General features: G+C 39.5%; 26 protein-coding genes, 1 tRNA gene, 1 riboswitch and 1 other annotated feature. Of the genes, 9 read left to right on the top strand and 18 right to left on the bottom strand.

Annotated elements, in window-relative coordinates:
• Positions 1 to 99: 99 nt before the first annotated feature.
• The 10 genes from AAHB12_RS05675 to AAHB12_RS05630 all read right to left on the bottom strand — a co-directional run bounded on the left by AAHB12_RS05675 (position 100) and on the right by AAHB12_RS05630 (position 9,845).
• Positions 100 to 846: an SDR family NAD(P)-dependent oxidoreductase gene (locus tag AAHB12_RS05675; RefSeq protein WP_342044602.1), complete on the bottom strand. Its 747-nt coding sequence runs from the start codon at positions 844 to 846 to the stop codon at positions 100 to 102.
• A gap of 634 nt (positions 847 to 1,480) precedes the next feature.
• Positions 1,481 to 1,729 carry a DUF2164 domain-containing protein gene (locus AAHB12_RS05670; RefSeq protein ID WP_129726170.1) on the bottom strand — a complete coding sequence of 83 codons (249 nt, stop codon included), beginning with the start codon at positions 1,727 to 1,729 and terminating at the stop codon, positions 1,481 to 1,483.
• Complete coding sequence (locus AAHB12_RS05665; protein ID WP_446715518.1) at positions 1,726 to 2,433, bottom strand: ECF transporter S component; 708 nt, start codon at positions 2,431 to 2,433, stop codon at positions 1,726 to 1,728. The genes AAHB12_RS05670 and AAHB12_RS05665 overlap by 4 nt, the downstream gene beginning before the upstream one ends.
• Complete coding sequence (locus AAHB12_RS05660; protein ID WP_342044600.1) at positions 2,403 to 4,058, bottom strand: ABC transporter ATP-binding protein; 1,656 nt, start codon at positions 4,056 to 4,058, stop codon at positions 2,403 to 2,405. Before AAHB12_RS05660 ends, AAHB12_RS05665 begins: the two co-directional genes overlap by 31 nt.
• The gene (locus AAHB12_RS05655) at positions 4,037 to 4,915 is read right to left on the bottom strand and encodes an energy-coupling factor transporter transmembrane component T (protein WP_342044628.1); all 879 of its coding nucleotides are present in this window, start codon (positions 4,913 to 4,915) and stop codon (positions 4,037 to 4,039) included. Before AAHB12_RS05655 ends, AAHB12_RS05660 begins: the two co-directional genes overlap by 22 nt.
• Positions 4,916 to 4,920: 5 nt before the next feature.
• Positions 4,921 to 5,757 (bottom strand): DUF4430 domain-containing protein, encoded by an 837-nt coding sequence (locus AAHB12_RS05650; protein ID WP_342044599.1) that lies wholly within the window; start codon positions 5,755 to 5,757, stop codon positions 4,921 to 4,923.
• A 67-nt stretch (positions 5,758 to 5,824) separates the two neighbouring features.
• On the bottom strand, positions 5,825 to 7,687 hold the full coding sequence (locus AAHB12_RS05645) for a DUF4430 domain-containing protein (RefSeq protein ID WP_342044598.1): 1,863 nt from the start codon (positions 7,685 to 7,687) through the stop codon (positions 5,825 to 5,827).
• Between the two features lie 133 nt (positions 7,688 to 7,820).
• A riboswitch (cobalamin riboswitch) is annotated at positions 7,821 to 8,012 on the bottom strand.
• A 160-nt stretch (positions 8,013 to 8,172) separates the two neighbouring features.
• On the bottom strand, positions 8,173 to 8,655 hold the full coding sequence (gene rraA, locus AAHB12_RS05640; protein ID WP_342044627.1) for a ribonuclease E activity regulator RraA: 483 nt from the start codon (positions 8,653 to 8,655) through the stop codon (positions 8,173 to 8,175).
• Between the two features lie 500 nt (positions 8,656 to 9,155).
• On the bottom strand, positions 9,156 to 9,356 hold the full coding sequence (locus AAHB12_RS05635; RefSeq protein ID WP_129726150.1) for a cold-shock protein: 201 nt from the start codon (positions 9,354 to 9,356) through the stop codon (positions 9,156 to 9,158).
• A 237-nt stretch (positions 9,357 to 9,593) separates the two neighbouring features.
• Positions 9,594 to 9,845, bottom strand: coding sequence for a hypothetical protein (locus AAHB12_RS05630; protein WP_129726149.1), 252 nt, complete (start codon positions 9,843 to 9,845; stop codon positions 9,594 to 9,596).
• Between the two features lie 437 nt (positions 9,846 to 10,282).
• On the opposite strand from AAHB12_RS05630, the gene AAHB12_RS05625 reads away from it, so the two are divergent.
• Positions 10,283 to 10,549 (top strand): hypothetical protein, encoded by a 267-nt coding sequence (locus AAHB12_RS05625; RefSeq protein ID WP_342044597.1) that lies wholly within the window; start codon positions 10,283 to 10,285, stop codon positions 10,547 to 10,549.
• Between the two features lie 1,403 nt (positions 10,550 to 11,952).
• On the opposite strand, the gene AAHB12_RS05620 is transcribed toward AAHB12_RS05625, so the two are convergent.
• Together AAHB12_RS05620 and AAHB12_RS05615 are read right to left on the bottom strand one after the other, a co-directional pair.
• Positions 11,953 to 12,174: a helix-turn-helix domain-containing protein gene (locus AAHB12_RS05620; protein ID WP_129726146.1), complete on the bottom strand. Its 222-nt coding sequence runs from the start codon at positions 12,172 to 12,174 to the stop codon at positions 11,953 to 11,955.
• A 10-nt stretch (positions 12,175 to 12,184) separates the two neighbouring features.
• Positions 12,185 to 12,667, bottom strand: coding sequence for a DUF2975 domain-containing protein (locus AAHB12_RS05615; RefSeq protein ID WP_129726145.1), 483 nt, complete (start codon positions 12,665 to 12,667; stop codon positions 12,185 to 12,187).
• A gap of 303 nt (positions 12,668 to 12,970) precedes the next feature.
• On the opposite strand from AAHB12_RS05615, the gene AAHB12_RS05610 reads away from it, so the two are divergent.
• A tRNA-OTHER gene (locus tag AAHB12_RS05610) sits at positions 12,971 to 13,055 on the top strand.
• Positions 13,056 to 13,171: 116 nt separating this feature from the next.
• Complete coding sequence (yyaC, locus tag AAHB12_RS05605; RefSeq protein ID WP_342044596.1) at positions 13,172 to 13,732, top strand: spore protease YyaC; 561 nt, start codon at positions 13,172 to 13,174, stop codon at positions 13,730 to 13,732.
• Positions 13,733 to 14,032: 300 nt separating this feature from the next.
• Here the strand turns inward: yyaC and AAHB12_RS05600 are convergent, their stop codons facing one another.
• The 4 genes from AAHB12_RS05600 to AAHB12_RS05585 form a co-directional block, all read right to left on the bottom strand.
• On the bottom strand, positions 14,033 to 15,709 hold the full coding sequence (locus AAHB12_RS05600) for a 2-isopropylmalate synthase (RefSeq protein WP_342044595.1): 1,677 nt from the start codon (positions 15,707 to 15,709) through the stop codon (positions 14,033 to 14,035).
• An 80-nt stretch (positions 15,710 to 15,789) separates the two neighbouring features.
• Positions 15,790 to 16,047, bottom strand: a binding site (T-box leader).
• Positions 16,048 to 16,176: 129 nt separating this feature from the next.
• Positions 16,177 to 16,626 (bottom strand): GNAT family N-acetyltransferase, encoded by a 450-nt coding sequence (locus AAHB12_RS05595; RefSeq protein ID WP_129726142.1) that lies wholly within the window; start codon positions 16,624 to 16,626, stop codon positions 16,177 to 16,179.
• Between the two features lie 89 nt (positions 16,627 to 16,715).
• Complete coding sequence (bshB2, locus tag AAHB12_RS05590) at positions 16,716 to 17,375, bottom strand: bacillithiol biosynthesis deacetylase BshB2 (RefSeq protein WP_342044594.1); 660 nt, start codon at positions 17,373 to 17,375, stop codon at positions 16,716 to 16,718.
• Between the two features lie 14 nt (positions 17,376 to 17,389).
• Positions 17,390 to 17,737 (bottom strand): YojF family protein, encoded by a 348-nt coding sequence (locus AAHB12_RS05585; protein ID WP_129726140.1) that lies wholly within the window; start codon positions 17,735 to 17,737, stop codon positions 17,390 to 17,392.
• 181 nt (positions 17,738 to 17,918) lie between these two features.
• Here AAHB12_RS05585 and AAHB12_RS05580 point away from each other — a divergent pair, with 181 nt between their 5' ends.
• Positions 17,919 to 19,244 (top strand): ArsB/NhaD family transporter, encoded by a 1,326-nt coding sequence (locus AAHB12_RS05580; protein ID WP_342044593.1) that lies wholly within the window; start codon positions 17,919 to 17,921, stop codon positions 19,242 to 19,244.
• Positions 19,245 to 19,316: 72 nt separating this feature from the next.
• On the opposite strand, the gene ilvA is transcribed toward AAHB12_RS05580, so the two are convergent.
• The gene (gene ilvA / locus AAHB12_RS05575) at positions 19,317 to 20,576 is read right to left on the bottom strand and encodes a threonine ammonia-lyase IlvA (protein WP_129726138.1); all 1,260 of its coding nucleotides are present in this window, start codon (positions 20,574 to 20,576) and stop codon (positions 19,317 to 19,319) included.
• A gap of 576 nt (positions 20,577 to 21,152) precedes the next feature.
• Between ilvA and AAHB12_RS05570 the strand changes: the two genes are divergently transcribed.
• From AAHB12_RS05570 to AAHB12_RS05550, 5 genes are all read left to right on the top strand, one after another.
• Positions 21,153 to 21,368: a hypothetical protein gene (locus tag AAHB12_RS05570; protein WP_342044592.1), complete on the top strand. Its 216-nt coding sequence runs from the start codon at positions 21,153 to 21,155 to the stop codon at positions 21,366 to 21,368.
• Between the two features lie 15 nt (positions 21,369 to 21,383).
• Positions 21,384 to 21,656, top strand: coding sequence for a spore coat protein (locus tag AAHB12_RS05565; RefSeq protein WP_129726136.1), 273 nt, complete (start codon positions 21,384 to 21,386; stop codon positions 21,654 to 21,656).
• Between the two features lie 35 nt (positions 21,657 to 21,691).
• Complete coding sequence (locus tag AAHB12_RS05560; RefSeq protein WP_342044591.1) at positions 21,692 to 21,898, top strand: hypothetical protein; 207 nt, start codon at positions 21,692 to 21,694, stop codon at positions 21,896 to 21,898.
• Positions 21,895 to 22,203 carry a spore coat protein gene (locus AAHB12_RS05555; RefSeq protein ID WP_342044590.1) on the top strand — a complete coding sequence of 103 codons (309 nt, stop codon included), beginning with the start codon at positions 21,895 to 21,897 and terminating at the stop codon, positions 22,201 to 22,203. Before AAHB12_RS05560 ends, AAHB12_RS05555 begins: the two co-directional genes overlap by 4 nt.
• A gap of 873 nt (positions 22,204 to 23,076) precedes the next feature.
• Positions 23,077 to 23,937, top strand: coding sequence for a dimethylarginine dimethylaminohydrolase family protein (locus AAHB12_RS05550; protein ID WP_342044589.1), 861 nt, complete (start codon positions 23,077 to 23,079; stop codon positions 23,935 to 23,937).
• A gap of 193 nt (positions 23,938 to 24,130) precedes the next feature.
• On the opposite strand, the gene ade is transcribed toward AAHB12_RS05550, so the two are convergent.
• Positions 24,131 to 25,870: an adenine deaminase gene (gene ade / locus AAHB12_RS05545; protein WP_342044588.1), complete on the bottom strand. Its 1,740-nt coding sequence runs from the start codon at positions 25,868 to 25,870 to the stop codon at positions 24,131 to 24,133.
• Positions 25,871 to 26,000: the final 130 nt, after the last annotated feature.

Below are 26,000 nucleotides of genomic sequence, written 5' to 3'. Positions count from 1 at the left end.
CGAAAAAAGCACTTCTTTTATAAGAAGTGCAATGGAGGCAAACTAAAAGTATGTAGTCGCGACTCTACACGATATATCCATATTCATGGACTGAAGAATCTATTCCTCATAAATCATTTTCTTCGTCATCCCTCCATCCAGTATAATAGTCTCTCCATTGATAAAATCATTTTGTTCTTCTGTTAAAAATAAACAAGCACGCGCAACATCAGCAGGTTTGCCAACACGACGTGATGGATGCTGTCTATGATCCTGCTCCCGCAACTCCTCATAACCTGTCGTTTGAATCCAACCAGGACTAATACAGTTAACTGTGATATTTTCTTTTGCCAAAGATAAGGCAAGCGCATGTGTGACCGCTACGATCCCCCCTTTTGAAGCAGCATATGCCTCCGAATGAGGTTCAGACATAAACGCACGTGTCGATGCAATATTAATAATTCGTCCATAGGAGCACCCTCTGTTTTGCTTTGCAAACTCCTGAGATGCAAATACCAATGCACGCAAATTCACATGAAGCACCTCATCCCAATCCTCTTCCGTCAGGTCCAAAAACGGTTTAAATTTACTCAGACCAGCATTATTAATCAATACATCCACTTTTCCATATTCACTCTGAACGGAAGCAAACAACTCGGTAATATTAGCAATCCCTCGCAAATCAACCTCATAAAAATAAGCTTGGTATCCTTGCTCCCGATAGAAAGCAGCCGTCCGTTCTCCCGCTTCTTTATCTTTATCCACTAGGATTACAATAGCACCCGCTTCAGCGTACATCTCACTGATAGCTCTACCAATCCCATTTGCAGCTCCTGTTATCATAACAATCTTATTTATATAATTCATCTTACAGCTCCTTTTCCTTACTTCCTCGGTAGAGATTTTGACAAAACAATCCAACAGTCCTTTCTCTTCTAAAAAAACCGTTAGATTTTCTGACAACAAATCCCGTCAAAAAGCTATCCTATCCTATAATAGCAAAGAAGGTATTTTTCTTCATAATCTATGACCATGACCATATTTTCTTTCCGCTTAACTCGCCTTGTTAAGCGGTCTTTTCCTATTTGGGATTTTAATCCAACAATTCAAAAATTAGCAAAATATACTATCACTGTTTTTTTAACATACAAACATCTTCAATTGTAGAAAGAATCCAAAATGTATCTTAGCTCCTTTCAAAAACATTGTCAGATTTCCTGACAACACATGTGTAATTTCGATAATATACATATATAATCATTTTGTAAGGAACGCGTTCCTTTGAATCCCTAATCATTTTTGCCGCTTAGTTTTCATGGCTGAGTGGTCTTTTTTATTTATCAAAAAAACTTAGGCTTGAGAGAGCAAAGCTGTATTTATAGTTTAACCTCATATTCCCCTATGCTCCTTACAATACAAAAAAACACAGTTCTACCAGCTAACGGATCATAATATTTTGACAAAAGAAAGTATAAAAAAAGATGGAGAAAGTCTCCATCTGCTAACGATGCACAGGCCGCTGCAACGTGTATAAATCATCCTCAATAGCCTGCATCCGCTCTAACACTGCCCTTCTGGCATCCTCAACTGCACGATTGTACACATATGGTCCTGCCTCCTGAAGAAAAAACTCTAACAAACTTTCAGCCTGCAAATTCCCGATTGCTTCAAGTCCTTCCTTTTCGAAATATTCTTGTATTCCTTGAATAAGCTCTTCCTTCTGCTCACGTGGTAACTTTATCGAGATCATCTAACCTGCTCCTTCCCTTCATCTAATAAACCATACTTTCCTTTAAAACGCGTTAGTACCTTAATCCATTGTGTACTAAACAAGCCAAGAAAAAAAACATTCGAAAGTGCATGTGCCAAATCAAAATACACACTGGCCGCATAAGCACCGAGAAAAGTAACCCATGTAATTTCTTGCAAAAACGTGAGTAAAAAAGAGAGGTTCATAATCCAGCCAAATAAAAATCCCCATATAAACCCAAACAGTATACGCCCCCACTTGTTTTGCAGAATAAACGTTCGACCGAGCAACCCCGCTGTCAGTCCCATTAATCCCCAGGAAAACATCTGCCACAATGTCCACGGTCCTTGCCCCAAAAACAAATTAGACACAAGAGCAGCTGTTGCTCCAATAAGAAATCCAGCCTCCTTTCCAAGCACAATGGCTGATACAATAATAACGAAGGAAGTTGGCTGTACACTTGGAAGCGGCGCAAACGGTACGCGGCTAATAGCGGCAATCGCAGCAAGAACGGCAATAAGAACAATCTCTCTTGAGGAAAAGGCCTTTCTTTCAAACCGAACGTAAAATGGCAGCATCACCAGGATAAGAAGCAATAAGCTTAGCCACAAGAAATAACGATCCGTAACAAAAGCGGAAAAGGCAAGAACCCCTACAAAAACAGCAATCACAGCTATAATGAAGAGAGAAGACCACTTGGACACGATTGTACCACATCCTCCCATATTAATGCCTCTGGAAGCTGTTTGCGAACAAGGCGATTTACGGCTGTTGTATAAAAAAAGTTTTCACTGAAAAAGCGGCGAGGTGTGTCTTCAGCGATAATTTGCCCGTCAAATAGAAGTACACATCGATTGACAAACCTAGCCGCAAACTCCACATCATGGGTTGCCATCAAAATGGTTGTACCATCCTGCTGCAGCTGTTGGAACAATCCCCCCAGTTTCTCCTTTTTTTCAGGATCGAGTCCTTTAGTCGGTTCATCTAAAAGGAGGATGCGCGGATTGGAAAGAAGCACTGTACAAATAGCAATTAGCTGCTGCTCTCCGCCGCTGCAATCATGCGGATGACGTCCACTTAAAAATGAGAGGGAAAAACGTTCCATCATTTCTCTAGCTGCTTGTTCCGAATATTCATAACCTAATTCTTGAGCACGATTGTATAATTCCTCCCAAACAGTATCATGTGTAAAATGATAGTAAGGTTGCTGCGACACGTAGCCGATTTGCTTATAGCGTTTCGCCGGAGGAATCTTATCAAGACGCTCTCCATCAAGGAACACCTTTCCTCTTCTGGATTTTTGCAATCCTGCTAATACTGTTAAAAGCGTCGACTTTCCTGTTCCATTTTTCCCCACAAGAGCAACCCATTCACCTTGCTGAACCGAAAAAGATAAATCATCTAAAATGCATACTCCATTTTTTTCATACTGAAACGTTATCGCTTGTGCCCGAAGCAATTCCTTTCCTTGGCGAGGATTAGTTTTCTCAAGCGGGTGCAGGGTCTTCGCTAGAACTGGAAGAGTTTTTTGACCATCGCGTACGGTAAATGGAACATCTTCGCTCCCCCATTCCAAAAACAAACGGGGGATTTGCGGAATATACGAACGGAATGGTTCTTGTACCCATAGCTGTTCCACTACTTCCTTTGGAGTCCCCTCGCAAATGATACTTCCTCCGTCCATAAATACGAGACGATCTGCTAATGGAAGGATGTCATCCAAACGGTGCTCACTGACAATAATTGTCATACCAAGCTCTTCGTGAATACGTTTCAGCAATGTTAAAAATTCCTTCGCTGCAATTGGATCGAGCTGAGCTGTCGGTTCATCCAACAAAAGCAGCTTCGGCTGCAAAATAAGAACAGCTGCCAAATTCACGAGCTGTTTTTGCCCTCCTGACAACGTATGGACAGATTGATGCAGTAAATCTTGAAAGCCAAGAAAGCTAATAAGCTCCGCAATTCGTTTTTGAATCACAGTTGTACTACAACCTATGTTTTCAAGTGAAAAGGCGAGCTCTTGTATAACCGTATCCATTACAAGTTGATTTTCAGGATTTTGGAACACCATTCCAATTTCCTGCGCGGATGTTATACTCGGTACATCCTTTAGCTGCATTTGATTGTAAAACAGTTCTCCAGTTCGCATGCCGATAGGCTGCAATTCCTTTTTGAAATGCTTCAACAAGGTCGTTTTACCACAGCCGGATCTACCAGCCAATACAACAAACTCTCCTTGCTCAACGGATAATGAGACAGAAGATAAGGCTGGGCGTTCCTCATTTGCGTATTGAAAAGAAAGCTGTTTTATTTCTGCATATGCCACCATGCCCACTCCCTTCCTTCTATTATAATAGGAACACTTATATACAAACAAAAGGCGGTGTATAACACACCGTCTTTTGTTTGTAAAGCAAGCGGCTCTACTTTTGGATAAATTGCTAAAACTCCCGCCCCGAATATCGGACCTACAACACAGAAAAACAGAAGAATGATAAAGATAGAAAGCAAGAACCAATCTCTTCGAGCCATACGATATCGAATGTATGCACTTCGTTTGGTTGTTCCAAAACCGCGTGCCTGCATAGAATCAGCAGTTTGCAATGCTTCCTCTAACGAACAAACGAGCAATACGGACAACAGCTTCATTCCATTTTGCGCTCTGCTTCGAAGCGAACCCGCTTCAAGTTGTACCCCTTTTGTTTTTTGAACAAGCGTAATATAGGACAATCTCCTCAAAAACAAAGGAACAAATCGAATCGCAATCATCGTTAAAAGCGCTGCCTTCGGGGAAATACGTGAGAATAAATAGAGAAACTTATGACTTGAAATCGTCGCATTGTATGAAATAAACGCGAAGGAAATCGTTAAAAATGACAACGCCATCGTAATACCATACAGAGTCGCCTCAAGTGTCACTGGATTATCAAACAGATAAAACAGCATGGTGCTTCCTCGATGTGTAAATAGCGGATTAGCAATTGCAACAATGACTGCCATGCCAATTGATGCCATCATCATCTTCTTCATGAGTGCACCACTGCCCTGCAATATGTTTAGGAGCAGCAGCAGACAAACTGATGTAGCTAAAAACACCGGATGAAGAAGCATCATGCTCATCACAGCAACGCCTATAAAATATAGAAGGCTGACGATTGGATGCACAGAAGAAAAAGCTGACTTCATCTTGATCACTGACCATCCTTTTTGTAATCATTTGTATATCGCCACTCTACTTGATCACCCTTAGACAATTTAATAGCACCCGCACTTCTATTACCGATTACCCCATTTACATAATATCTCCAGCCGCTATTCGGACCGCGATCCATTTCGTACAAGTTATTAATTCCCTGCACATAAACACTCTGACCTGCCCCTGTATATTCCATTTGAATTCCCTTTTGCTTCACAGTACGCGCCAGTACAGCAAATACTGTATCTCCCTCCTGCAATTCAACCGTTGTTTTTGAAAGAACTGTCGTTTGGTTATCTTGTATTGAAAGAGTAACCATAGCTGTTTCCTTCTTTTGCTCCTGCTGCGCTTCGGATACAGCTTGAGCTGGGGCAGGAGCTGGCGCTGGCGCCACTGCTACTTGAGAAGACTGGGATGCTGCCGATCCTTGGGAAGGTTGGGAAGCCGGCGTTTGTGTAGACGCTGCTGGTTTACTGCTGCCCTCCTGCGCCTGATTTGCAGAAGTGGCTGCATTTGCATTTGAGGAAGGCGTCTGATTTGCAGGAGCAACTGTATTTGCAGAAGCAACTGTGTTTGCAGGAGCCGCTTTATTAGTATCCTCTGCTGTCCTGCTTTCTTCAGACGGATCAGCCGACTGTTCTGTTGTCTCTGTAGGTGTTTGCGCTGCTTGTTGCGTTTCCTCTGTTTGCGCTTGTTCTGTAGCATCCGTAGCATCAACAGTTGTCTCTTTGTCCTCTTTGTTCTTGTTTCCGCTCGTTTCAGACTTTGCAGAACAGCCTGTCAAAAGAACGAGTACAGCCATAATAGAAAAAAAATATTTTATATGTCTCATATCTTCACATACCTTTCTAAAAGCAATTAGGAGCAAGTGCTTGCTCCTAATCATGTTGGTTATAAAATTATGCGGCCTTCTTTCTTCTCCAAAGAATAGCCCCTGCAGTCATAAGGACTGCACCTGCTGCAGTCATCACAATTGTTTCCGTTCCAAACATAGCTGTATCTGGCAGCTTTTGCTTTTTGGAAGCTGACGCAGCTGATGCAGGAGTTGTTGTTGTTTCTTTCGATGACGACACCGTAACAATTTCCTCTGTATCCGTATTATTTTCTGTAGATGGTGCTTCAGCTGACGCAGTTGGACTTTCAGTGACTACTGTGACTACTTCATTAGAAGACTCACTATCTTCACTAGCTGTCTCTTCAGCGCTTCCATTATCGACAGAAACCGGATTGCCTGTCCAGTGGAAGATAGAACCTTTTCCTTCTGTATAGAACTTATATTGAACAAGAGCATATAAAGCTTGCTCTGACGCAAGAGAACTGCTTTCTGAATCTGTACTTAACCATTTAAAGCTTCCATCTGATAATTGGAAGGATTGTAGATTTTGAATAAGAGTATGTCCATCCTTTGTAAATTCACTTCCTGCTGGATCCACTCCAATTGCAGCTAAACCTGTTACCACTTGCGCTGCACTGTTAGCATTTTCTACTCCGTCAGACTCATATCCGCCATTTGACGTTTGTAATGTTTTTAATAGACTTACTGCATTGTCAATTGCTGGTTTTACTTCTGCGCGGCTCTTATAAGGAGCCAGTGCTGTTAATGCCATGCCTGTCATATCTGGATCACCTGTTTCACTACTGAAAGACCAACCGCCATCAGCATGCTGCTCTTTCAAAATCTCTGAGATTAAGCTATCACGTGTCCACTTTGCATCGCTCGGAATCTCGTAATCTCTGCTATCTAACGCAAGCAGCGCATATATATATGAATTAATACTGCCCACTGTCTCATCATTATAAAGCTTAGAAACTAGGTTTTGTCCTGCAAAATTCGTTGGATCTGCTCCAAGCGCATTAATTGCTAAAATCGTTCTAGCAAGTGCCATATTGTTAAGTCGCGCACTCGTATTTACACGATCTTCTAAAGATTTTAAATAAGTTGCTTTCGCTTCATCAGAAACAGCCGCTGCGGACTGCAATACTCCAATTACTTCCCAATCACTTTGTAGCTCTCTGCTTAGCATAAATTGCACTGCATTATCAATTGTCTTATTCACACTTTCCATTAAAACAGGTGCAGAATCCTCATCGGTTTTCCCTGGTTGCCCAGATTCACCGTCCGTCGGATCTGATTGTCCTGGTTGCTCGGAATTACCATCCGTTGGACCTGATTGTCCTGGTTGCTCGGAATTACCATCCGTTGGACCTGATTGTCCTGGTTGCTCGGAATTACCATCCGTTGGACCTGATTGTCCTGGTTGATCCGGGGTTGTAGGAGCTGGTTCGCTTTGCTCTTCACATCCACCAAGCTCTGCAATGCTCTCCTCAAGTGTTTTATTCCCTAATCCTACGTTCCAATCTGTTACATAACGAAATGCGACAGTGTCACCACTATGTACCTTGTATGCATCAGCTCCAACATTCGCAGCTGCTCCATTTACTTCAAATGACCAGTAGCTGTTTGGCTTCTCTCCCCCTGAAAGAAGACCATCAACTCCAGTTAAATACTCTCCAAAAGACGACTGCTCCGTAACGATACCATTCGGAAATTCTCTCTTTAATACATCCAATGCGGTTTCATCTGGCTGCACTGCCACTTCTTTCGGGCATAAAATCACTTTTCGCTCCGCATCCCCAACTACCGCAAGCGTAATCGTATTTGCCGTTTCTGCAAATACCGTATGTACCGTATTTACAAAAGATACAGCAACTAGCAGTATCGCTGTAAGAGATACGATCATCCATTTTTTCAACTGTCTCATGTACCTTGTCTCCCTCTTTTAAAAAAAGTCATAAAAAAAGGCCCTCTATACAGGGCATGCGTAAGCAATGTTCAACAGAATACCAAATGTTAGACTTTGCTGTGCACAACACCTCCCTATGCCTCGTAGGTTTATTGGCGTTCAAGCTTAGGCAGGTCTCCTGACTCGTGTATCGCTAACCGTTTTTGCGCTTTCCCAAAAAACGGTGTGGCGCGCAACAAAAAGCCTCTTCACTTACAGTGGCGGGACCGTGTTGGATTTTCACCAAATCTTTCCCATTTAACGCAATGGCAGAGCCATTACGACCTGAACTCGTCACAATATCCGAAATTCCGCTCTTCATTTTACTATCTTTTCTTATATTTGTCGATTTATATTTTTAAAAAACGGAAGTGGGCTATAAGACTACTAGGGTGCTTCCTTACTATAAAGAAAAGAACACTGCCACGGCAGCGCTCTCGTATTCACTTCTGTCTTCTATTCATTTATTCTTCAACAAGAAGGCGATCAGAAACGATTACACCATCTTCATCGGCATACACATAATGATTAGGATACCATTCAATCCCCCCAAATGAGAGCAGTCTATTTTCCTCCCCCTTTCCTTCCTTTTTACTTTTTTGGGGCATACTTGCAAGTGCGAAAATGCCAAGCTCAATTTCCTTTAGCTCAGCAACATCTCTTACACAGCCATTTATAATAATACCAGCAAGTTGTCGTGCTGCTGCAATGGCTGCTAAATTATCACCGAGAAGCGCACAGCGTGTGGAGCCCCCACCATCTACAACAAGAACTGTGCCTGCCGGTAAAGTTTCCAAAGCCTTCTTTACAAGCACGTTATCATCTAACACCTTCAGCGTTGCCATTGGTCCATAAAAACATTGCTTCTTTCCATAAGAGCGGAATAGCGGTTCACATATGTCTATGTATTCGCTATATACATCACATAAATCTGCTGTTTTTATCATCATGTTTCGTCACCTTCCTAGGCTCGAAATTAGAGTACGCTAATAGATTCGAGTTTTTATATCCAATTCCTTCCATAGTAATAAGGAATTCGTATACTTTACGTAATATCCTAGAAGCAAGACGGTAAAGATGACAGGATTCTTAGAGTTCAAATGTGCTCAACTGTCTTAGCGTTGTTCCAAAAGCATTAGCTAACACAAATTGTTTAGGCACTCGATCAGAAACAAATTCAGCATTTAGTTCTGCAAGTTCTAAATTTCCTGATTCATTGTAAACAAGAACGTCCGCGCCCCTGATGATTGATGAACGCTACTCCTGAATGGTTGTGTTTATGATGTTTATCTTATGTAGTTTTTGGCAGTATGCTCATTGGAGAAGACTGATATGAATAACACTACTAAAAAGAACAGTTCTTTTATTTTCTGGAGAATAAAAAAGTCTGACCCTACAAGATACATGTGCACCTTCTGGGTCAGACTTTTTTTGTCTATATATTTAATTAAGCTTTTTGTACGTTAGCAGCTTGATCTCCACGGTTACCTTGAGTAATTTCAAATGTAACTTTTTGACCTTCTTCTAGAGATTTGAATCCCTCACCTTGAATAGCTGAGAAGTGAACAAATACATCATCTCCACCTTCGCGCTCGATAAATCCAAATCCTTTTTCTGCATTAAACCATTTAACTGTACCTTGTAACATATTGTTGCCCCCTAGTGCGTATTCACACACACTTGTAATACTATTCTTGTCTAGACATATTAAGACACAAACTGTTTTTACACTCATTATCCCTTCATACACCGAACAAAAATAATTCTCTTTTAGAATAACAGGGAACAAAACAAATAACAATGGGGATACTTGTTAAATTCATACAGACTGATTAATTTTTTAAAGAGACTAATTGCTCATTCTGTTTTAGTAATTGATATTTTCTTATTCTTCACCAAATATCAGCCTTGCCGAATGTAATCCCCTGATACGTCTGTTCAACTCTTTTTCCATTTTATTATATAAAGGTTCTAATTCAGCAGGTAACTCATTATCATGAATTATTTTCACTTCACGCTTCCTCGTATACTTAGCATACACAGTGTATTTCTTGTCACCATCAATTTCTATTGTTGCATGTGCATCTTCGAATTGATAGTTCCCCAATACATGAACTTGAATATGAGTAACATTCATAAGTATCACTGCTCCTGTTTAAGATAAGACAGCATCTTTTTTCAAATCTCTTCTAACACTTATAGCTAAGCACTTAAATCAATGTCGAAAAAACCTTCAAGGAAAGTGTTTTTGGCGTAGTAAAATTTCATACCATATAATTTATGTTACTTGTGAAAGATATAGGGCAGGATAAAGTTGGGATGTAATAAAAAGCAGTTTTGAAGCTATTATCACGATTAAATTAACCAAACAATATTTCTGTACAAAATTACCCTATGTGGCTATTCCTTACTATATGCTATTTGTTGTTATTTGTTCTTATCTATATATGTCTAGGTGAGCATCATGAAAGTGATGTATACGTTGTAAAGACACAGTTGATTTGAAATATTTTACAATTCATGTTATGATAATATAGCAGTTAAATTACGACTGCAAAACTTGGAGGTGGGCAGTTGAATAAGAAAGCTCATGAAGCTAGAACGATACTAATTAAAATGATGCGGACGTATCAGACTAAGACCCTGAAAGAAACGGGATACAAGCTAGTAACTATGAGAAATGAGGTCAAGCAAACTTTACAGACAGGTAAGAACCTCAATGGAAAGGATATAACTCCAAGTAAGAAGAAGGAATTACGAAAGCATTTGCTACATTACAGAAGTGAACTAGAAAAGTTGATTGCTTCTAGTAAGGTATACAAAGAGGAAAAAGGCAACTAAGAATACAAAGACTTTGCAGAGAATCATGAAATGAGGTAATGGCTCTCTTTTTTATTTTCTGGGACAAGTAAAAGATTGATGGTATAGAAGAACCCATTTTCCTTGCCCCTATTGTGCTAAATGTTTCCTTTTGTTAGTAAGGTGTAAGCAGGAGTTACCTAATCTTTCAGGAAATGTATGACTAATATTGATTATGAAAATTACATTGCACATAAAAAAGGAGATACTCTAAAAGGCACGCAATATACCCTTTTGAGCATCTCCTTTTTATATGAGAAGGTTGTGGAGCATGATTGTATCATTCCCGGCAAAAAGCACCTACTTCTAAATGATTGTTTCTCAAATTCTCTATGACTCATTACCATACAGGTTTATCATTGTTTATTACTCTCTTCAGTTCCTTAACGCTTTTCCGAAATGCAGCTCTATGATGCCAAAGGAAATTTACTGCTTCTTTCTCTGTTGCATCAAATAATCCCTCTTAATTATCTCTGCGCCCACAGTCCCAAAGATACAATCACTGTATGATATTCATTTAATTAATAAATATCATTAGAATTTTCCTTGTTTCTCAACGTCCTAAATGCTATACATCCAGAAATAACCTGTAGCAATAATGGGATGAACATAACGAATATAGAATTGGTGCTAAAAAAGAAAAAAAGAACATTATACGGTGTTCCCTGTATTATACAGTTTAATTTATCAATATAGCTCAACATAGAAGAAATACCTGTTGTATAGTGTATCGGCTTCTGGATGGAAATTTATACTTTCAATATAAAAAAGCCAGTTCTTACAGAAACTAGCTCTTTTTACTTCATAGTTTGTATGTGAAATCTTATTCTATATGGCTTTTCCTATCCGTTTAAACGGTTTCGTCCCTATCTTATAATAATACCTTCCATCACTCTTGCCCCTAAAAATAGAAATTCCAAACCATTTTAATGGTGTCCAGACTGGCTTTAGGTACATAGTTAGCATTTTCATTTTCACCACCAATTCGAAGTAAATAAGTAAAAGTATATGAGTGAGTATACATACTTTCTTATTTACTTTCCTGTATTTAAACAAACATTAACAAGAATGATATGTTAACCCAACAAAATTTGTGATCCTTTTACAAATGTAAAAATCGTCCCAAAAGAAGTAATTTTTCTTTCTACAAAAACATTGTGAGATTATCTCACACTAGGTTTGTTGAGAGGTTAAGCTAGACCTATAATGAAATTACCCCAACTCAAGGTGCTTTTCTTTTTTGCCACTCAGTATTGTAGTTGAGTGATCTGTTTTGTCACAAGTGCCAACACAAAAACGCTTGGATTAAAAATATAATCCAAGCGTTTTACATTAACAGTCTTATTGAATTAAAGCTCCCGTTCGTGCAAGAAATATGTTGTCCATTATGCTTGGGTGTCTTCATCACTTTTGTATTCTAAAATATCTCCAGGTTGGCATTCTAAAGCCTTACAAATTGCTTCTAAAGTTGATAATCGTATCGCTTTTGCCTTTCCGTTTTTCAATATAGAAAGATTAGCCATCGTAATGCCTACCCTCTCCGAAAGTTCTGTTACGCTCATTTTCCTTTTAGCCAGCATCACATCAATATTGATTATAATCGCCATATTATTCACCTCAGACCGTTAAATCATTTTCTGATTTTATATTAATAGCTTCTTGTAAAAGTCTTTGGAGAACAGCAGCAAAGACTGCGATAACCATTGAAGCAAAAGGAACAACCAATCCGACAAAGATAACACCTGGGGCGTCGTCTTTATCCGCAAATAGATAGAAGAGTGGTAAGGCTAGCACATGCAAGCCACTGATTGTGATGGCACAGTATTTGATTTTCTGTAAAGCCTTTACAGATAATTCGGAGAAAGCTGTATTCTTGTCAATATAGCTTAAAAGCTTAAAAGCCTGATACAGAGCAAAGTAAAAAGGTATCGCCGATGCATCAAAAACGATGAAAACGAGATATTTTATAAAAGCAAACTTTGGTAACAATTTTGCTGCAACATTCCCTATCTCAGGCACCAAAAATATGCACAAAGCAAGAACTGGAATTCCAATAAAAATAACAGCCATCCTTAAAAAGAACGTCGTAACTTGTTTCATAAAAAGCACCCCACTTATTTATTGTCAATTTGACTTTAACATACATTTTATCGTTTTACAATAAAACATTATTGTGTTTTATTATATTATTATTGTTGCAAAAATATCCTTTTCTTTTAAAAAAAGATAAAAGAGCATTCCTCATTACAAAGAAATGCTCACTAAAACTTAAAACTATTCAATTTATAACTTGTTCCCGCTTATCCATTTGTGAACAAAACGACCACAATATATATCATTTTTTTCCTTGGCTATAGGATAAAAGGTAACAAATTGGATATGCTAAAGATATTACAATATCACGGACTTGTAGCTCAATTGGCAGAGCAGCATGTTGTGGAACTCTCCATAACTTCGCCTCTTGCGGGTTCGAATCCCGCCAAGTCCATCCGTTGCTGAAAAACCGTTCCAACATATGGGACGGTTTTTTGCGTTTTCGAAAAGAGGAATATTCAGCCTGCAGAACGAATACAATTGTATAATTCGGAAAAAGGGTGATTATACATGCAAACTATTCCATATGACCGACCCATTGCTCCTCTCCTCGTTCGAAACGGATTATTCTCTTGCTTGCCCAAACATATAGAGCAAATCGCTGTCTTATGCATCGGCAGTAACCGGATTAACGGTGACAGTCTTGGACCATTTGTTGGTACGCTGTTAAATGGGCTATACCCAGATCATTTGCGAATAATCGGAAATTTAAAACAACCGATAGATGCAACCAACTTAGAGGCTACTGTACAAAGCCTTTCTCTTCCTCCTCACACTTGGCTGCTTGCTGTGGACAGTATTGTTGGCAAAGCAGACTATGTCCATCATATCGTTGTTCGTCAGGGCAACCTGCGCCCCGGGTCCGCGTTAGGAAAGCAATTTCCTGCTGTAGGCGATGTAAGTATCATGGGAGTTGTACTAGAAGAAGGCGATGTCATCTCCAACACTCTTCCATACACCAATCTGCATGTTGTGTATGAAATGGCACGCGCGATTGCGACTGGCATCGCTTTAACCGCGCGACAATACTTCAATGGTGATCGCAACGAACGCATTATGCTGTTTTCATAAGCACACTGACGAAGCATGTATATAATAGATCCTCTTTCCGTCATACTCCACTGCATAGGATTTATTCCTCATCGAATAAATCCTACTTTCATGCGACCCAGTTAACTGCTGGAATAAATGATGCAATCTCTCATTTGGCAAGCATACTATAACTGGTCCCTATCAGAATAAAGCACAAAAGCTAACCAATATAACATGGTTAGCTTTTGATATGTTCAATCGTTCTCTTAACCCCGGACTTTGGGACAGCCAGAGTGTATACAAGCTAAGTTATGCTAGCTCCCAAGCAAGAAGTCCTTTTCAATTAGAAGCATCTGCACTGCTCATCATTTTGTTTATCGCACTAAATAGAGCTTTTACAGAGGATGTCATAATATCTACGTCAATCCCGCAGCCCCAATACACAGTACCATCAGCAGCAGTGATTCCTACATAGGATACAGCCTGTGAGCCAGAACCGATTGCTAGTGCATGCTCTTTATAAAGTAAATTTGTATAATCAATATTTAAGCCCGTTTGAAGAGCATTGCTAATAGCATCAAGCCTTCCGTTTCCTGCTCCCGTAATTTCCTGCACCTCATCTTTTATCCGAACAGATACAACGGTTTGGAAATCGTCATTCTCAGTAGAGCGATATTTAATAAACTCAACTGGAGCTTGGATATTCACATATTCCTCTACAAAAATGTCATAAATCTCTTTAGGCATAAGCTCCTTATGAAGGCGGTCAGATACATTTTTAACAGTATATCCGAAATTTTCACGCATTTGAGCAGGAAGATCAAGACCGTATTGCTGCTCAAGAAGATAACCAATTCCGCCTTTACCTGACTGGCTGTTAATACGGATAATATCACCTTCATACTCTCTGCCGATATCCTTAGGATCAATCAACAAATAAGGAACCGTCCAATGTTCGCAATCCTTTTCCTCACGCCACTTCATTCCCTTAGCAATCGCATCCTGATGTGATCCCGAAAACGCCGCAAATACAAGCTTACCAGCATACGGCTGTCTCTCATCGACCTTCATTCTTGTTAAACGCTCATATATAGCTGCAATTTCAGGAAGATTTTCAAAATTCAGCTCTGGATTCACCCCATGCGAATACAAGTTCAAGGCAAGTGTAACAATATCGACGTTCCCTGTTCTTTCTCCATTTCCAAATAGAGTCCCCTCGATTCTCTGTCCTCCAGCCAGCAATCCTAGCTCGGCATCTGCAACACCGCTTCCTCTATCATTATGCGGATGAAGCGACAGGATGACATTCTCCCGGTGACTTAGACGATCACTCATGTATTCAATCTGGCTCGCATACACATGCGACATAGACATGGATACTGTAGCCGGCAAATTGATAATTACCTTGTTATCAGCAGTTGGCTGCCATACATCGAGTACGCTATTACAAATATCAAGCGCAAACTCAATTTCTGTACCTGTAAAGCTTTCTGGCGAGTACTGGAATTGGAAGTTCCCTTCTGTTTCCGCTGCATATTTCTTCAACAGTTTTGCACCAGTTACAGCAATATCAATAATTTCTTCTTTAGATTTTTTGAATACTTGTTCACGTTGAGCTACGGAAGTTGAATTATACAAATGGACGACTGCTTTTTTCGCACCTTGCAGCGATTCAAATGTTTTTTTGATAATATGCTCTCTTGATTGTGTCAACACTTGAATTGTCACATCATCTGGAATTAGATCCTGTTCAATTAAGGTACGCAAAAAAGCATATTCTGTTTCAGATGCAGCAGGAAAACCTACTTCTATTTCCTTAAATCCTATTTTTACCAAAACCTGAAAAAATTCTAGCTTTTCTTCCAAGCTCATAGGGATAACCAAAGCCTGGTTTCCATCCCGCAGATCCACGCTACACCACATTGGAGCTTCCGTAATATACTCCTTCTCAGCCCATTTCATGCTTTTTACTGGAGGCATAAAGTAACCTCTGGAATACTTTTCAAAATTTTTCATGTGATGATCATCCTTTCAGCGGTAATACTTACTGTTATCATTCTTAATTCGCAATAAAAAAAGCCCTCCATCTCTATTTATATAGAGACGAAAGACTGTTGACATCTTGCGCGGTACCACTCTAATTCATACCAAAACGGCATGCACCTTAACAGATACAGGTTGTAGCAACCTTATATCCTCCTACTATAACGGTTAGGATCCGTCTCCACCTACTCTTTTATCATTTCAGCGAGCTACTTCAAGGCGAGTTCGAATTTTCATTGCGGCTGTTTCGCACCAACCAACAGCTCTCTGATCGCTTAAAAAATCCTACTATTCCTCTTCATCGTATTTTAAGTGTTTAAAACATCGTACTACATTAGTGTCAGATTTTCAAGTTAATTCTGACGACAACAATACTTCTATTACTTTGCGGAGATCACATAAGGCGCCTACCAACGATTGGGAGGGAGCATAGATAGAACTCACACCATTTCATACACAAGCCAATCGGAGACCGCACCGCCCATTTTACTGTATAAGGACTGCGCTGCATGATTATCCTTCGCAGTTTCCCAGGTCATGTACCCAAATCCCTTTTCTCTTATGTATGATAAGCATGCCCTAAACAGTTGCTCTCCTGCTTTCTTTCCTCTTGCATCAGGTACAACAAACAAATCATTTAAAATAGCTGTTCGTTTAAGCTGCAGTGTACTAAAGGCAAAATATAATGTCGCAAATCCAATCAATTTACCGTTTTGCTCTGCTACAAACTGCAGACCGCTCGAAGGATTACATTGAATATGCTGAATCAGCTGCCTTAACGCCTCTTCATCTGGACGCGGTCTTTGATAGAAATCAACAATATATTGTATCATTAGGTTAGATAGCTGCGGGATATCTTTTTCCATAGAAATTCTAATTTGTATGTTCATATATATCCTCCCAATCTAAAAAACGAAATATACCAAAAACGGATCGCCTTCGAGGACGATCCATCTCATAAAGAAAACTCACCGATTGCTTACCATTTATAAATCCAAAACTGTTCGTAACGAAGCCAGTTTAGCGTCGTTTCATCCTGCTTGTCTATTTTCTGCTGCATATCCTGCAGCATAGCCTCCGTTTGGGAACGGTGCGCACGTAAAGCAGCAAGCTTCACATCGAGTACATCGTTTATATCGATAACAACATCCGGCTCTCCAAGAACTTCCACTCGATTTTTTGTAATAGCTAATGCATATACAACCGGCCGCTGCTCAAGAGGCATGCGGGAAAGAGCATGAATAACTGCACGTCCGCAAGCATCGTGATCCGGATGCACTGCCTGATCAGGATAAAAGGTAATGATTAAAGAGGGGTTCGTCTCCTGAATGACCTGTTCAATCGCATCAGCAACCACATCAATATCCTCAAATTCCATCGTTTTATCATGAAATCCTAACAAACGTAAATCTTGGACACCTAGCTCCTTACAAGCATCCTCTAATTCCTTTTTGCGAATTTGCGGTATCGTTTCCCGATTGGCAAATACATTTTTCCCCATATTCCGCCCCATTTGCCCTAGCGTACCGCAAGCGTATGTAACAGACACACCAGCCTTTGTATACAAAGCAATCGTTCCCCCTGCTCCAAACGATTCATCATCTGGATGCGGAAGTACAACAAGTACATGACGTTCCATCTTGTTTCCTCCTTTTAAAATGGCTCTTTACTTAACTGAAGCGCTACAGCCAATCTCCCCAGATTATCATGGCCAGACAACAGCAAACGGCCTTTTTCATCCTTAAGCCAATGGGTAATTCCTTCTGCATACACCCAGCCATGCTCCATTTTCAAACCAATACGATAGGGATTTGTTCCAGCTATCGTTCCGCGTTCGAACGAAATACGAGCGTTTCGCATAAATGCCCCCACTGTCATTACCTTCTCGTTTGTGTGAGTGGCATATGCACCATTCGTTGTTTCCAAATGAACATATACATCCTGATTTGCAAAGCTATCAATTTCAGTCTGAATGGCAGTTTTATCCTGAATACGTTCCACCTGCAAGCCCTCCTTTTCTATCCATCATAGATATACAAATAATAGCAACATAATACTTAGCTTGACATATTTTTGATCTTTATGCAATTTTTCTGTCCTCATTCTTTCCCTCTTTTCATTTATCCCGTATACTTGACTTGCTGCAATATATTTACGATCAGGAACGAAAGGGGAAACAGCATTGGATTCTATCACTCATGAAGTTGCCGTATGGCAATATTACACCGCTATTTCACTATTTATAGTTACATACGCGCTTATTATCTCAGAAAAAATAAACCGGGCCGTTATTGCTCTGCTCGGAGCAGCGATTATGGTAATGATCGGAGTCGTAGACACTCACTCTGCCTTTACCACCCATATTCAATGGGAAACCATTACCCTTCTAATCGGCATGATGATGCTTGTAAACATTACAAGCAAATCAGGAGTATTTGAATTTGTCGCCATTAAAGCGGCAAAAGCAGCAAAAGGACAACCCATTCGTATTTTACTGTTATTATCCCTTTTAACGGCAGTCGGCTCTGCTTTTTTAGATAATGTTACAACGGTGCTGCTTGTAGTTCCTGTAACGTTATCTATTACACGTATCCTGCAGGTGAATCCCATACCATATCTTATCTCGGAGGTCATCTTTTCAAATGTGGGAGGAACAGCAACCTTAATCGGTGACCCTCCTAACATCATGATTGGCTCTGCTAACAAGCGCTTGGATTTTAATGCGTTTCTCTTGAATTTAACACCAGTTGTTTTAGTGATTACTATCACCCTGCTTGCTATCTTGTACCTCTTGTACAGAAAACAGTTACAGACAACATCAGAACAAATTCAAGTACTTCTATCCTTACATGAAAAGGACTATATACGCGATGCAACTCTCTTAAAGAAATCACTATCTGTATTGGCTCTCACTATTCTCGGCTTCATTCTTCACTCCGTTATCCATGTAGATGCCGCTGTAATCGCCTTAACAGGCGCAACAGTGCTGATGCTGATTGGCGTAAAGCAGCATGAGTTAGAAGAAGTGTTTGCTGGGGTTGAATGGGTAACCATTTTCTTTTTCGCAGGCTTATTCGTACTTGTCGGCGCACTCATTGACATTGGTTTGATCGGTTCTTTAGCTCAGCATGTTCTACAAATCACAGACGGTAACATCTCATCTGCAGCTCTGCTCATTTTATGGGTATCTGGAGCCGCTTCGGCAACAATTGACAATATCCCATTTGTCGCTACAATGATCCCGCTCATTAAAGATTTAGCTGCTGGCCTTGGTCTCTCTCCCGATGCATCACAAGTTGAGGTGCTATGGTGGGCATTGGCTCTCGGAGCGTGTCTTGGTGGAAACGGCACTTTAATTGGCGCATCAGCCAACGTAGTAGTTGCAGGAATTGCAAGCCGTGAAGGACATGGATTCAGCTACATGACCTTTCTAAAAATCGGGTTGCCGCTTACAATTGTTTCTTTGTTGATTTCACATTTTTATATTTATTTCCGTTACTTACAATGAAAAAACAACTCCGCAAACATAGTAATGATATCAAAAAGGGTGCTCCTGATTCGGAACACCCTTTTATGTTAGTTAAACCAATAAATTAAACAACGTTGGATCGTGATTAATCTCCATATATTTAATACCATGTGCATTCATGCGCTGCACTAGCGGCTCATAATCTTCTTTACATGTTAACTCAATACCAACGAGAGCTGGTCCGTTATCCTTATTGCTCTTTTTCGTATATTCAAAACGAGTAATGTCATCATTTGGTCCAAGTACATCATCAAGAAACTCGCGCAAAGCACGCGGACGCTGTGGAAAGTTGACGATAAAGTAATGCTTTAATCCTTCATACATAAGAGAACGCTCTTTAATCTCCTGCATGCGGCCAATATCATTGTTACCGCCGCTCACGATGCATACAACTGTTTTGCCGCGGATTTCATCCCGATAAAAATCAAGGGCAGCGATTGGCAATGCGCCGGCTGGCTCTGCAACAATGGCGTTTTTGCTGTACAATTCCAAAAGTGTTGTACATACCTTGCCTTCAGGTACAGTCACGATATCATCAAGAACTTCCTTACAGATTTCATATGTTAAATGCCCTACCTGCTTGACAGCTGCTCCATCCACAAACGGATCAATCTGCGGAAGCGTTACGACTTTTTCTTCCCTCATGGAGGCATTCATGGAAGCTGCGCCGGCTGGCTCCACTCCAATAATCTTCGTAGATGGCGAAACACCTTTCACATACGTCCCAACTCCAGAAATCAAACCGCCACCGCCAATTGACATAAACATATAATCAATTGGTCGATCAATATCGTGTAAAACTTCTACACCTATTGTTCCTTGCCCAGCAATTACATCTGGATTGTCGAACGGATGAATAAATGTCATACCATGCGCTTTTGCATATTGAACAGCCTCAGCATAAGCACTATCAAACGTATCTCCTGTTAAAATAATTTCTACATTTGCCCCGCCAAAAAATCGCACTTGCGATACTTTTTGATTTGGTGTCGGGCTTGGCATAAAGATTTTGGCAGGTATGTTTAGTTTTCGGCATGTATAAGCCACACCTTGCGCATGGTTACCTGCGCTAGCACACACTACACCGTTTTCAAGCTGATCGGGCTGTAGATTGTTAATACAGTTATACGCCCCGCGAATTTTGAAAGAACGTACTGTCTGCTGATCCTCTCTCTTTAAATACACGTTACAATCATATTGCTCAGATAAAATCGGGTCTCGCTGCAGCTGCGTATTATAAACAACATCCTTTAACGTGCTGTGAGCGACGAGGATATCCTCGATCTTGATGGCTTCCTTTACATTTTTCATTGTTTCGTACCTGCCTTACTTCGAATTTTCTATGTTACATATTATACAAAATTCAGAAAATATTTTGTATGGTATTTTTATTGAAAATTAAAACATACTTCCTAGAAAGCGATATTTTAATATAACAAAGCGCATATATCGTACTAGAATTGAAATCCTTCCCATACTTAAATAGATTAAAGGCGTCCCGATAAATACATGCTCAAATATTGCCGATTCAGTTATTTGTTTAATACTAAACACAGCTTTCTTGCTGTAACCATTGACTTCTGACATCTACTTCATCACTATACGAAACAAACGAATGTTGTATAGATACAAGGAAGCTTGCTGCTCTATAAAAGCAAATGCTTCCTCTATCCGTAATCCTTCTTTATATTGTAAACCATTTTCTCTGTTCTGTCTCGTCAATACTACTGAATTGTGAACACTAAGCTAGCCAAGCCAAAAAACCATCTCGATTAAGAAAAGCGGACAAGGCTCGAAAAGTTATGCTTTCTTAAAGTGTGAGAATATTTCCCTTTCCCTTAACAAAAACTACCTCCATGCTGTGCGGCAAGTAAAGGAGAGATAATAATGGAGAGCCAACATTTCGGTGTGCACGAGATTACAGATATGCGTGAGATTCTTAATTTTAAGGTGGCTTGTTTAGTAGAAGCAAAATCACGATTACAGCAAACAGAAAATGTAGAGCTAAAGATGCTTATTGAGCAAGGAATTCGCCAAGGAACAGAAACAATTAGCGAGATGAAAACATTTCTTAGTGCTGCAGCTACGCAAATGAAGCAATAAGGAGAACGTACGATAATGAATAAAAAACAATTAAGCTTTATAGACCATGTCATTGCAACGGATATGCTGTTTGAAACAAAGGCTGCGATTAAGGATTTTGCTGCTGCGATTACAGAAGCTTCATCACCCGAGATACATACGTTTTATCATAAAGAGTTACAAAAAGCGATTACGCAGCATGAGCAAATTTATGGCTTTCTTCAGAATAGAGGGATTTATGATGCTTACAATATCCCCCAGCAGCTGCAAAAGGATATTTCATATGCCGCTGAAGCTTTACAGCAATAATATTATGTAAACAAAAGAAGTTTGAGGTGAAATAAATGCGTGAACAGTTGGGTGTACACGAATTATTAGAGCTACATGAACTGCTAGTATTTAAAAGTTTATGTGTAACAAAGTCATCTGCTATGCAAAAATTAGTAGCAGACGAACAGCTAAAGAAAATGATGCAAGATGATGTTGATATGTCTGCCCGGCATGCTACGGATCTAAAAAACCACTTAACAAATGGGAGACTTGTACAATGAATCCTTTTATTGGAAAGCTATCTGGAATGAGTTCATTAACAGAGCAAGTCATTGCAACGGATATGCTAATTGCGGCAAAGTCTGCAATTAAACAGTATGCCTTAGCTATTACGGAAACAGCTACTCCTGAGATACGGAGTACATTAACTCAGCATTTAGAGGATTGCATTAACTTTCATAAGCAAATTTCCGATTATATGGTGAATAAAGGGTATTATTTTCCTCTTGATACGTCTAAGCAGGTGCAAGTAGATACGGATATGGCTGATCAAGCATTAAAGTTACAGCCTACAGGGGACCAATAATTGTATAAAATGAGAGCTATCCATTTTCTAAAAATATTTTCTAGTCTTCTCTTCAAACACCGCCATCAGAAGCTCTATCAGGAATTGAACCTTTGTCTTTTACTCGTATGCGAATGATACGGTAACGAGCAACAGAAAACGTGGCGATTTGCCCATTCGTAACTTAGAATATTTCTCATTAGATACGTTACAGTCGACTTGTAGCATGTTGTTTGTAATAGGTATAGTGACTTTCTATGGATTTTTACACTGTAGGAAAGTATAAATTTCCAGCTAGAAGGTGAATTCGACGTAGTTGAAAATTTTAGGAATACAGTATAAGGGCAACTACGCCTCTGTCTTCGCCCAAGAGCAGAGCTCGCCAATCGGCGAGTTTTCTTTATTAAAATTTACCACTACATAAATATGCTTTTTAGACAAACAATAAGTATAGTGTTATTCTGTAACACTATACTTCAATGTGGGGGGATATACTTTGAATATTCTTTTCAGCTTATTCTCAACTTTAACTATTACTGTGATTAAAGCCGCATTTTTTATCGATAAAGCGACCTCTAAGCTAAGATGGTTGCTAAGAATGCCTGCTTTGACTTAAGCCCTGAATATTCGATAAGTACTATCTAATACGCATTGTCGTGCTATAAAAAGAAGGCGAGTATATCATTTATGCTCGCCTTCTTTTGGTACTTCATTAAACGTTAGGCAGTTCATGCCTTTAAAGTCTAGGAACTCCTCGTTTATTATATTTGTTTCCTATACACATTACATTATTTCAATATTATTGAACAGGCATAAATTTCAAAATCACCTATGGTTATTCTGTATATATCGTTGGGAATAGTATGAGTAAAAGCATTTTCAGGAGGACTTATTATGCCGGTAATTCCAGAATCAGCTTTCAAAGTGTCTTGCTCTAGCGAGTATGACAGACTGATCAAAGTAATTTTATGTCAGCCTCAATATATGACAATACGGGAAGTGATAAATGAAACCCAGAAACATTTTAAAAATGAGAACATTCATATCGAGCTTGCTATGAAGCAACATAAACAATTTGTTCAAACATTGCGTGATCATGGAGTTGAGGTTATTCTTCTCCCTTCCCACAAAAGATATCCAGAACAGGTATTTACTCGCGATATCGGATTTACAATTGGACAAAAGGTATTTGTCGCTGAAATGGCAAGCAATATTAGACAAGGTGAAGAACAATTCTTGAAACAATGGCTGGAAAAAGAACAAATCGTCTTTGATAACTTAAAAAGGGATCATATCGAGGGTGGTGATGTCCTCATCGATCGTAATACTATCTATGCGGGAGTAAGTAACCGAACCAATAAAAAGGCTATCCATCATTTGCAAACATTGTTACCTGAATACGAGGTAATTCCTATCCCTTTCACTGAGAAATATTTACATTTAGATTGTGTATTCAATATTTTATCACCAACTGAAGCATTAATTTTCCCTGGGGTCATTAATAAAAAAGAAGCAGATTTATTAGCATCCCGTTATGACTTAATTGAAGTAACTGAAGAAGAACAATTCACATTAGGTACAAATGTGCTGTCAATCGGCAATCAAAAAGTGTTGAGCCTGCCCATTAACGAAAAGGTGAACAAGCAGCTTCAAAACCGTGGATATCAAGTGATTGAGGTAGACATTACAGAGATCATTAAATCTGGAGGCTCGTTCCGTTGTTGTACACTCCCCATTTTACGAGAGGAAATGTAATGAGACAGCATCAAAACAAAACGATACATACCCATTATCTATTGTTATCGGACTTCTTCACCAATACTTGTTTAGCTTTGTTAAAATTTCCCGCTGCTTCGAGTTTGCTTCTAGTGGGAAATGTATCCTTCTTAAAATGTAATAAAAGTCCCATTTCTCAGCATTAAAATTGAGAAATGGGATTCTTGTTGCATTACTCTTTTACAGAGACATCAATATGCGAAAAGGAATTGAATGCAAACAACCCTTTATCTGTTAATTTCAATTCCGGTATTACTGTAAGTGTCAAAAATGATAGCATCAAAAAAGGATTAAAGGTTTTTGGCGAACCAATATTAGTAAGAGCGCTATTCAATGTTTTTAACGCTTGATAAACAGCCTCGGATGTATCCTCCGACATTAATCCCGCGACTGGAAGGTCAAGGGCAGCCAAAACCTCTTTTCCATCAACAACAACTAATCCCCCATTTGTTTTAATTACATGTTCAACCGCTACAAGCATTTCTTGATCAGATGCACCGACCACCACAATATTATGTGAATCATGGGCTACTGTACTGGCAATTGCACCTTTTTGCAGCTGAAATCCTTTTACAATCCCTAAACCAACATTTCCTGTAGCTTTATGTCTTTCAATTACTGCTAATTTTAGCAGGTCGTTTTCAGTAGAAGGACAAAAAACTCCATCCTGTACTTTTACGGATTCTCTTCGATGATGGGTCCTCAAACTATTAGGAATAATTTCAATGATATTACAAGTGCTTGAACATAACGGAATTTCTATATCTTTCAATGTCACTTTTTTTGAATGTAGCTTGGGAAGTGAAGCGCTTGGATTTTGAACCTTTGGAAATTCTGCATGGTTTATCTGACCCTTATCAACAATGCATTTTCCTTTTTTATAAACTTGATGAATAGCTACACTTTCTAAATCATCAAGAAGCAGAAAATCCGCCTGATACCCAGGTGCAACTGCCCCTAAATTACGAAGACCGAAACACTCTGCTGTATTCAAAGTCACCATTTGTATTGCAAGAATAGGATTTAATCCCTTCTGAATGGCAAGTCTTACGATGTGATCTACGCTTCCTTCTTCAATTAAATCATCTAAAAGTTTATCATCTGTAACAAACAAGCACCTTCTAGAATTTTGAACTGTAATCACGGGCATTAGCTCTTCTAAGTCTTTTGCTACAGTCCCCTCTCTAATCATAAGATACATCCCTAGATCTAAACGGTCTTTTGCTTCTTTGCTATTTACACTTTCATGATCCGTTCTAATTCCTGCCGACATGTAAATGTTCAAATCTTCTCTGCCAATCCCGGCTGCATGCCCATCGATTACACCGCCATACGATTGAGTCGCAGCTAATTTATCTACCATGCTCTTATTCGCAGACGCTACAGAAGGAAAATCCATAACTTCAGCAAGTCCTAGAACTTGCGGATGAGTCATGAAAGGGAGTAACTGTTCAGCATCGAGCCTTGCACCATTAGTTTCGAAGGGAGTTGCTGGAACACAGGAAGGCAACATTACAAAGATATCTAAAGGTAAATCTTTAGAATCATCAAGCATGTATTGAATTCCCTCCGTTCCCGCTACATTCGCAATTTCATGAGGATCAGTAACGACTGTAGTTACCCCGTGCTGAAGAACAACTTTTGCAAATTCCCGAGGAAGCAGCATCGAGCTTTCAATATGAACGTGGCCATCAATAAATCCAGGAACGATGATCTTATCTTTCGCATCAATGACTTCATTGCCTGCATATGAACCGATTCCTGCAATCATTCCATCAACTATAGCAATATCGCCTTCCATAAATTCTCCTGTGAACACATTTAAAATCTTACCCTGCTTGATAACCAAATCTGCAGGGATCTTTTTACCCGCTACCAAAATTCTTCTTTCTAATATTGAAAAATCCACCATTATGAAATTACTCCTTTACTAATTTTTTTCAAATTGTTCTACCAGCCTAATTAATAAGGAAAACTTGCTGATTAGTGATCCATTAGCCGAAGACAGAAGTGTAGTTTCAATTACATTTTGCCCCTAAAAT

This window comes from Bacillus sp. OTU530, from assembly GCF_038440375.1.
This window is presented reverse-complemented; position numbering and strand designations above follow the sequence as displayed.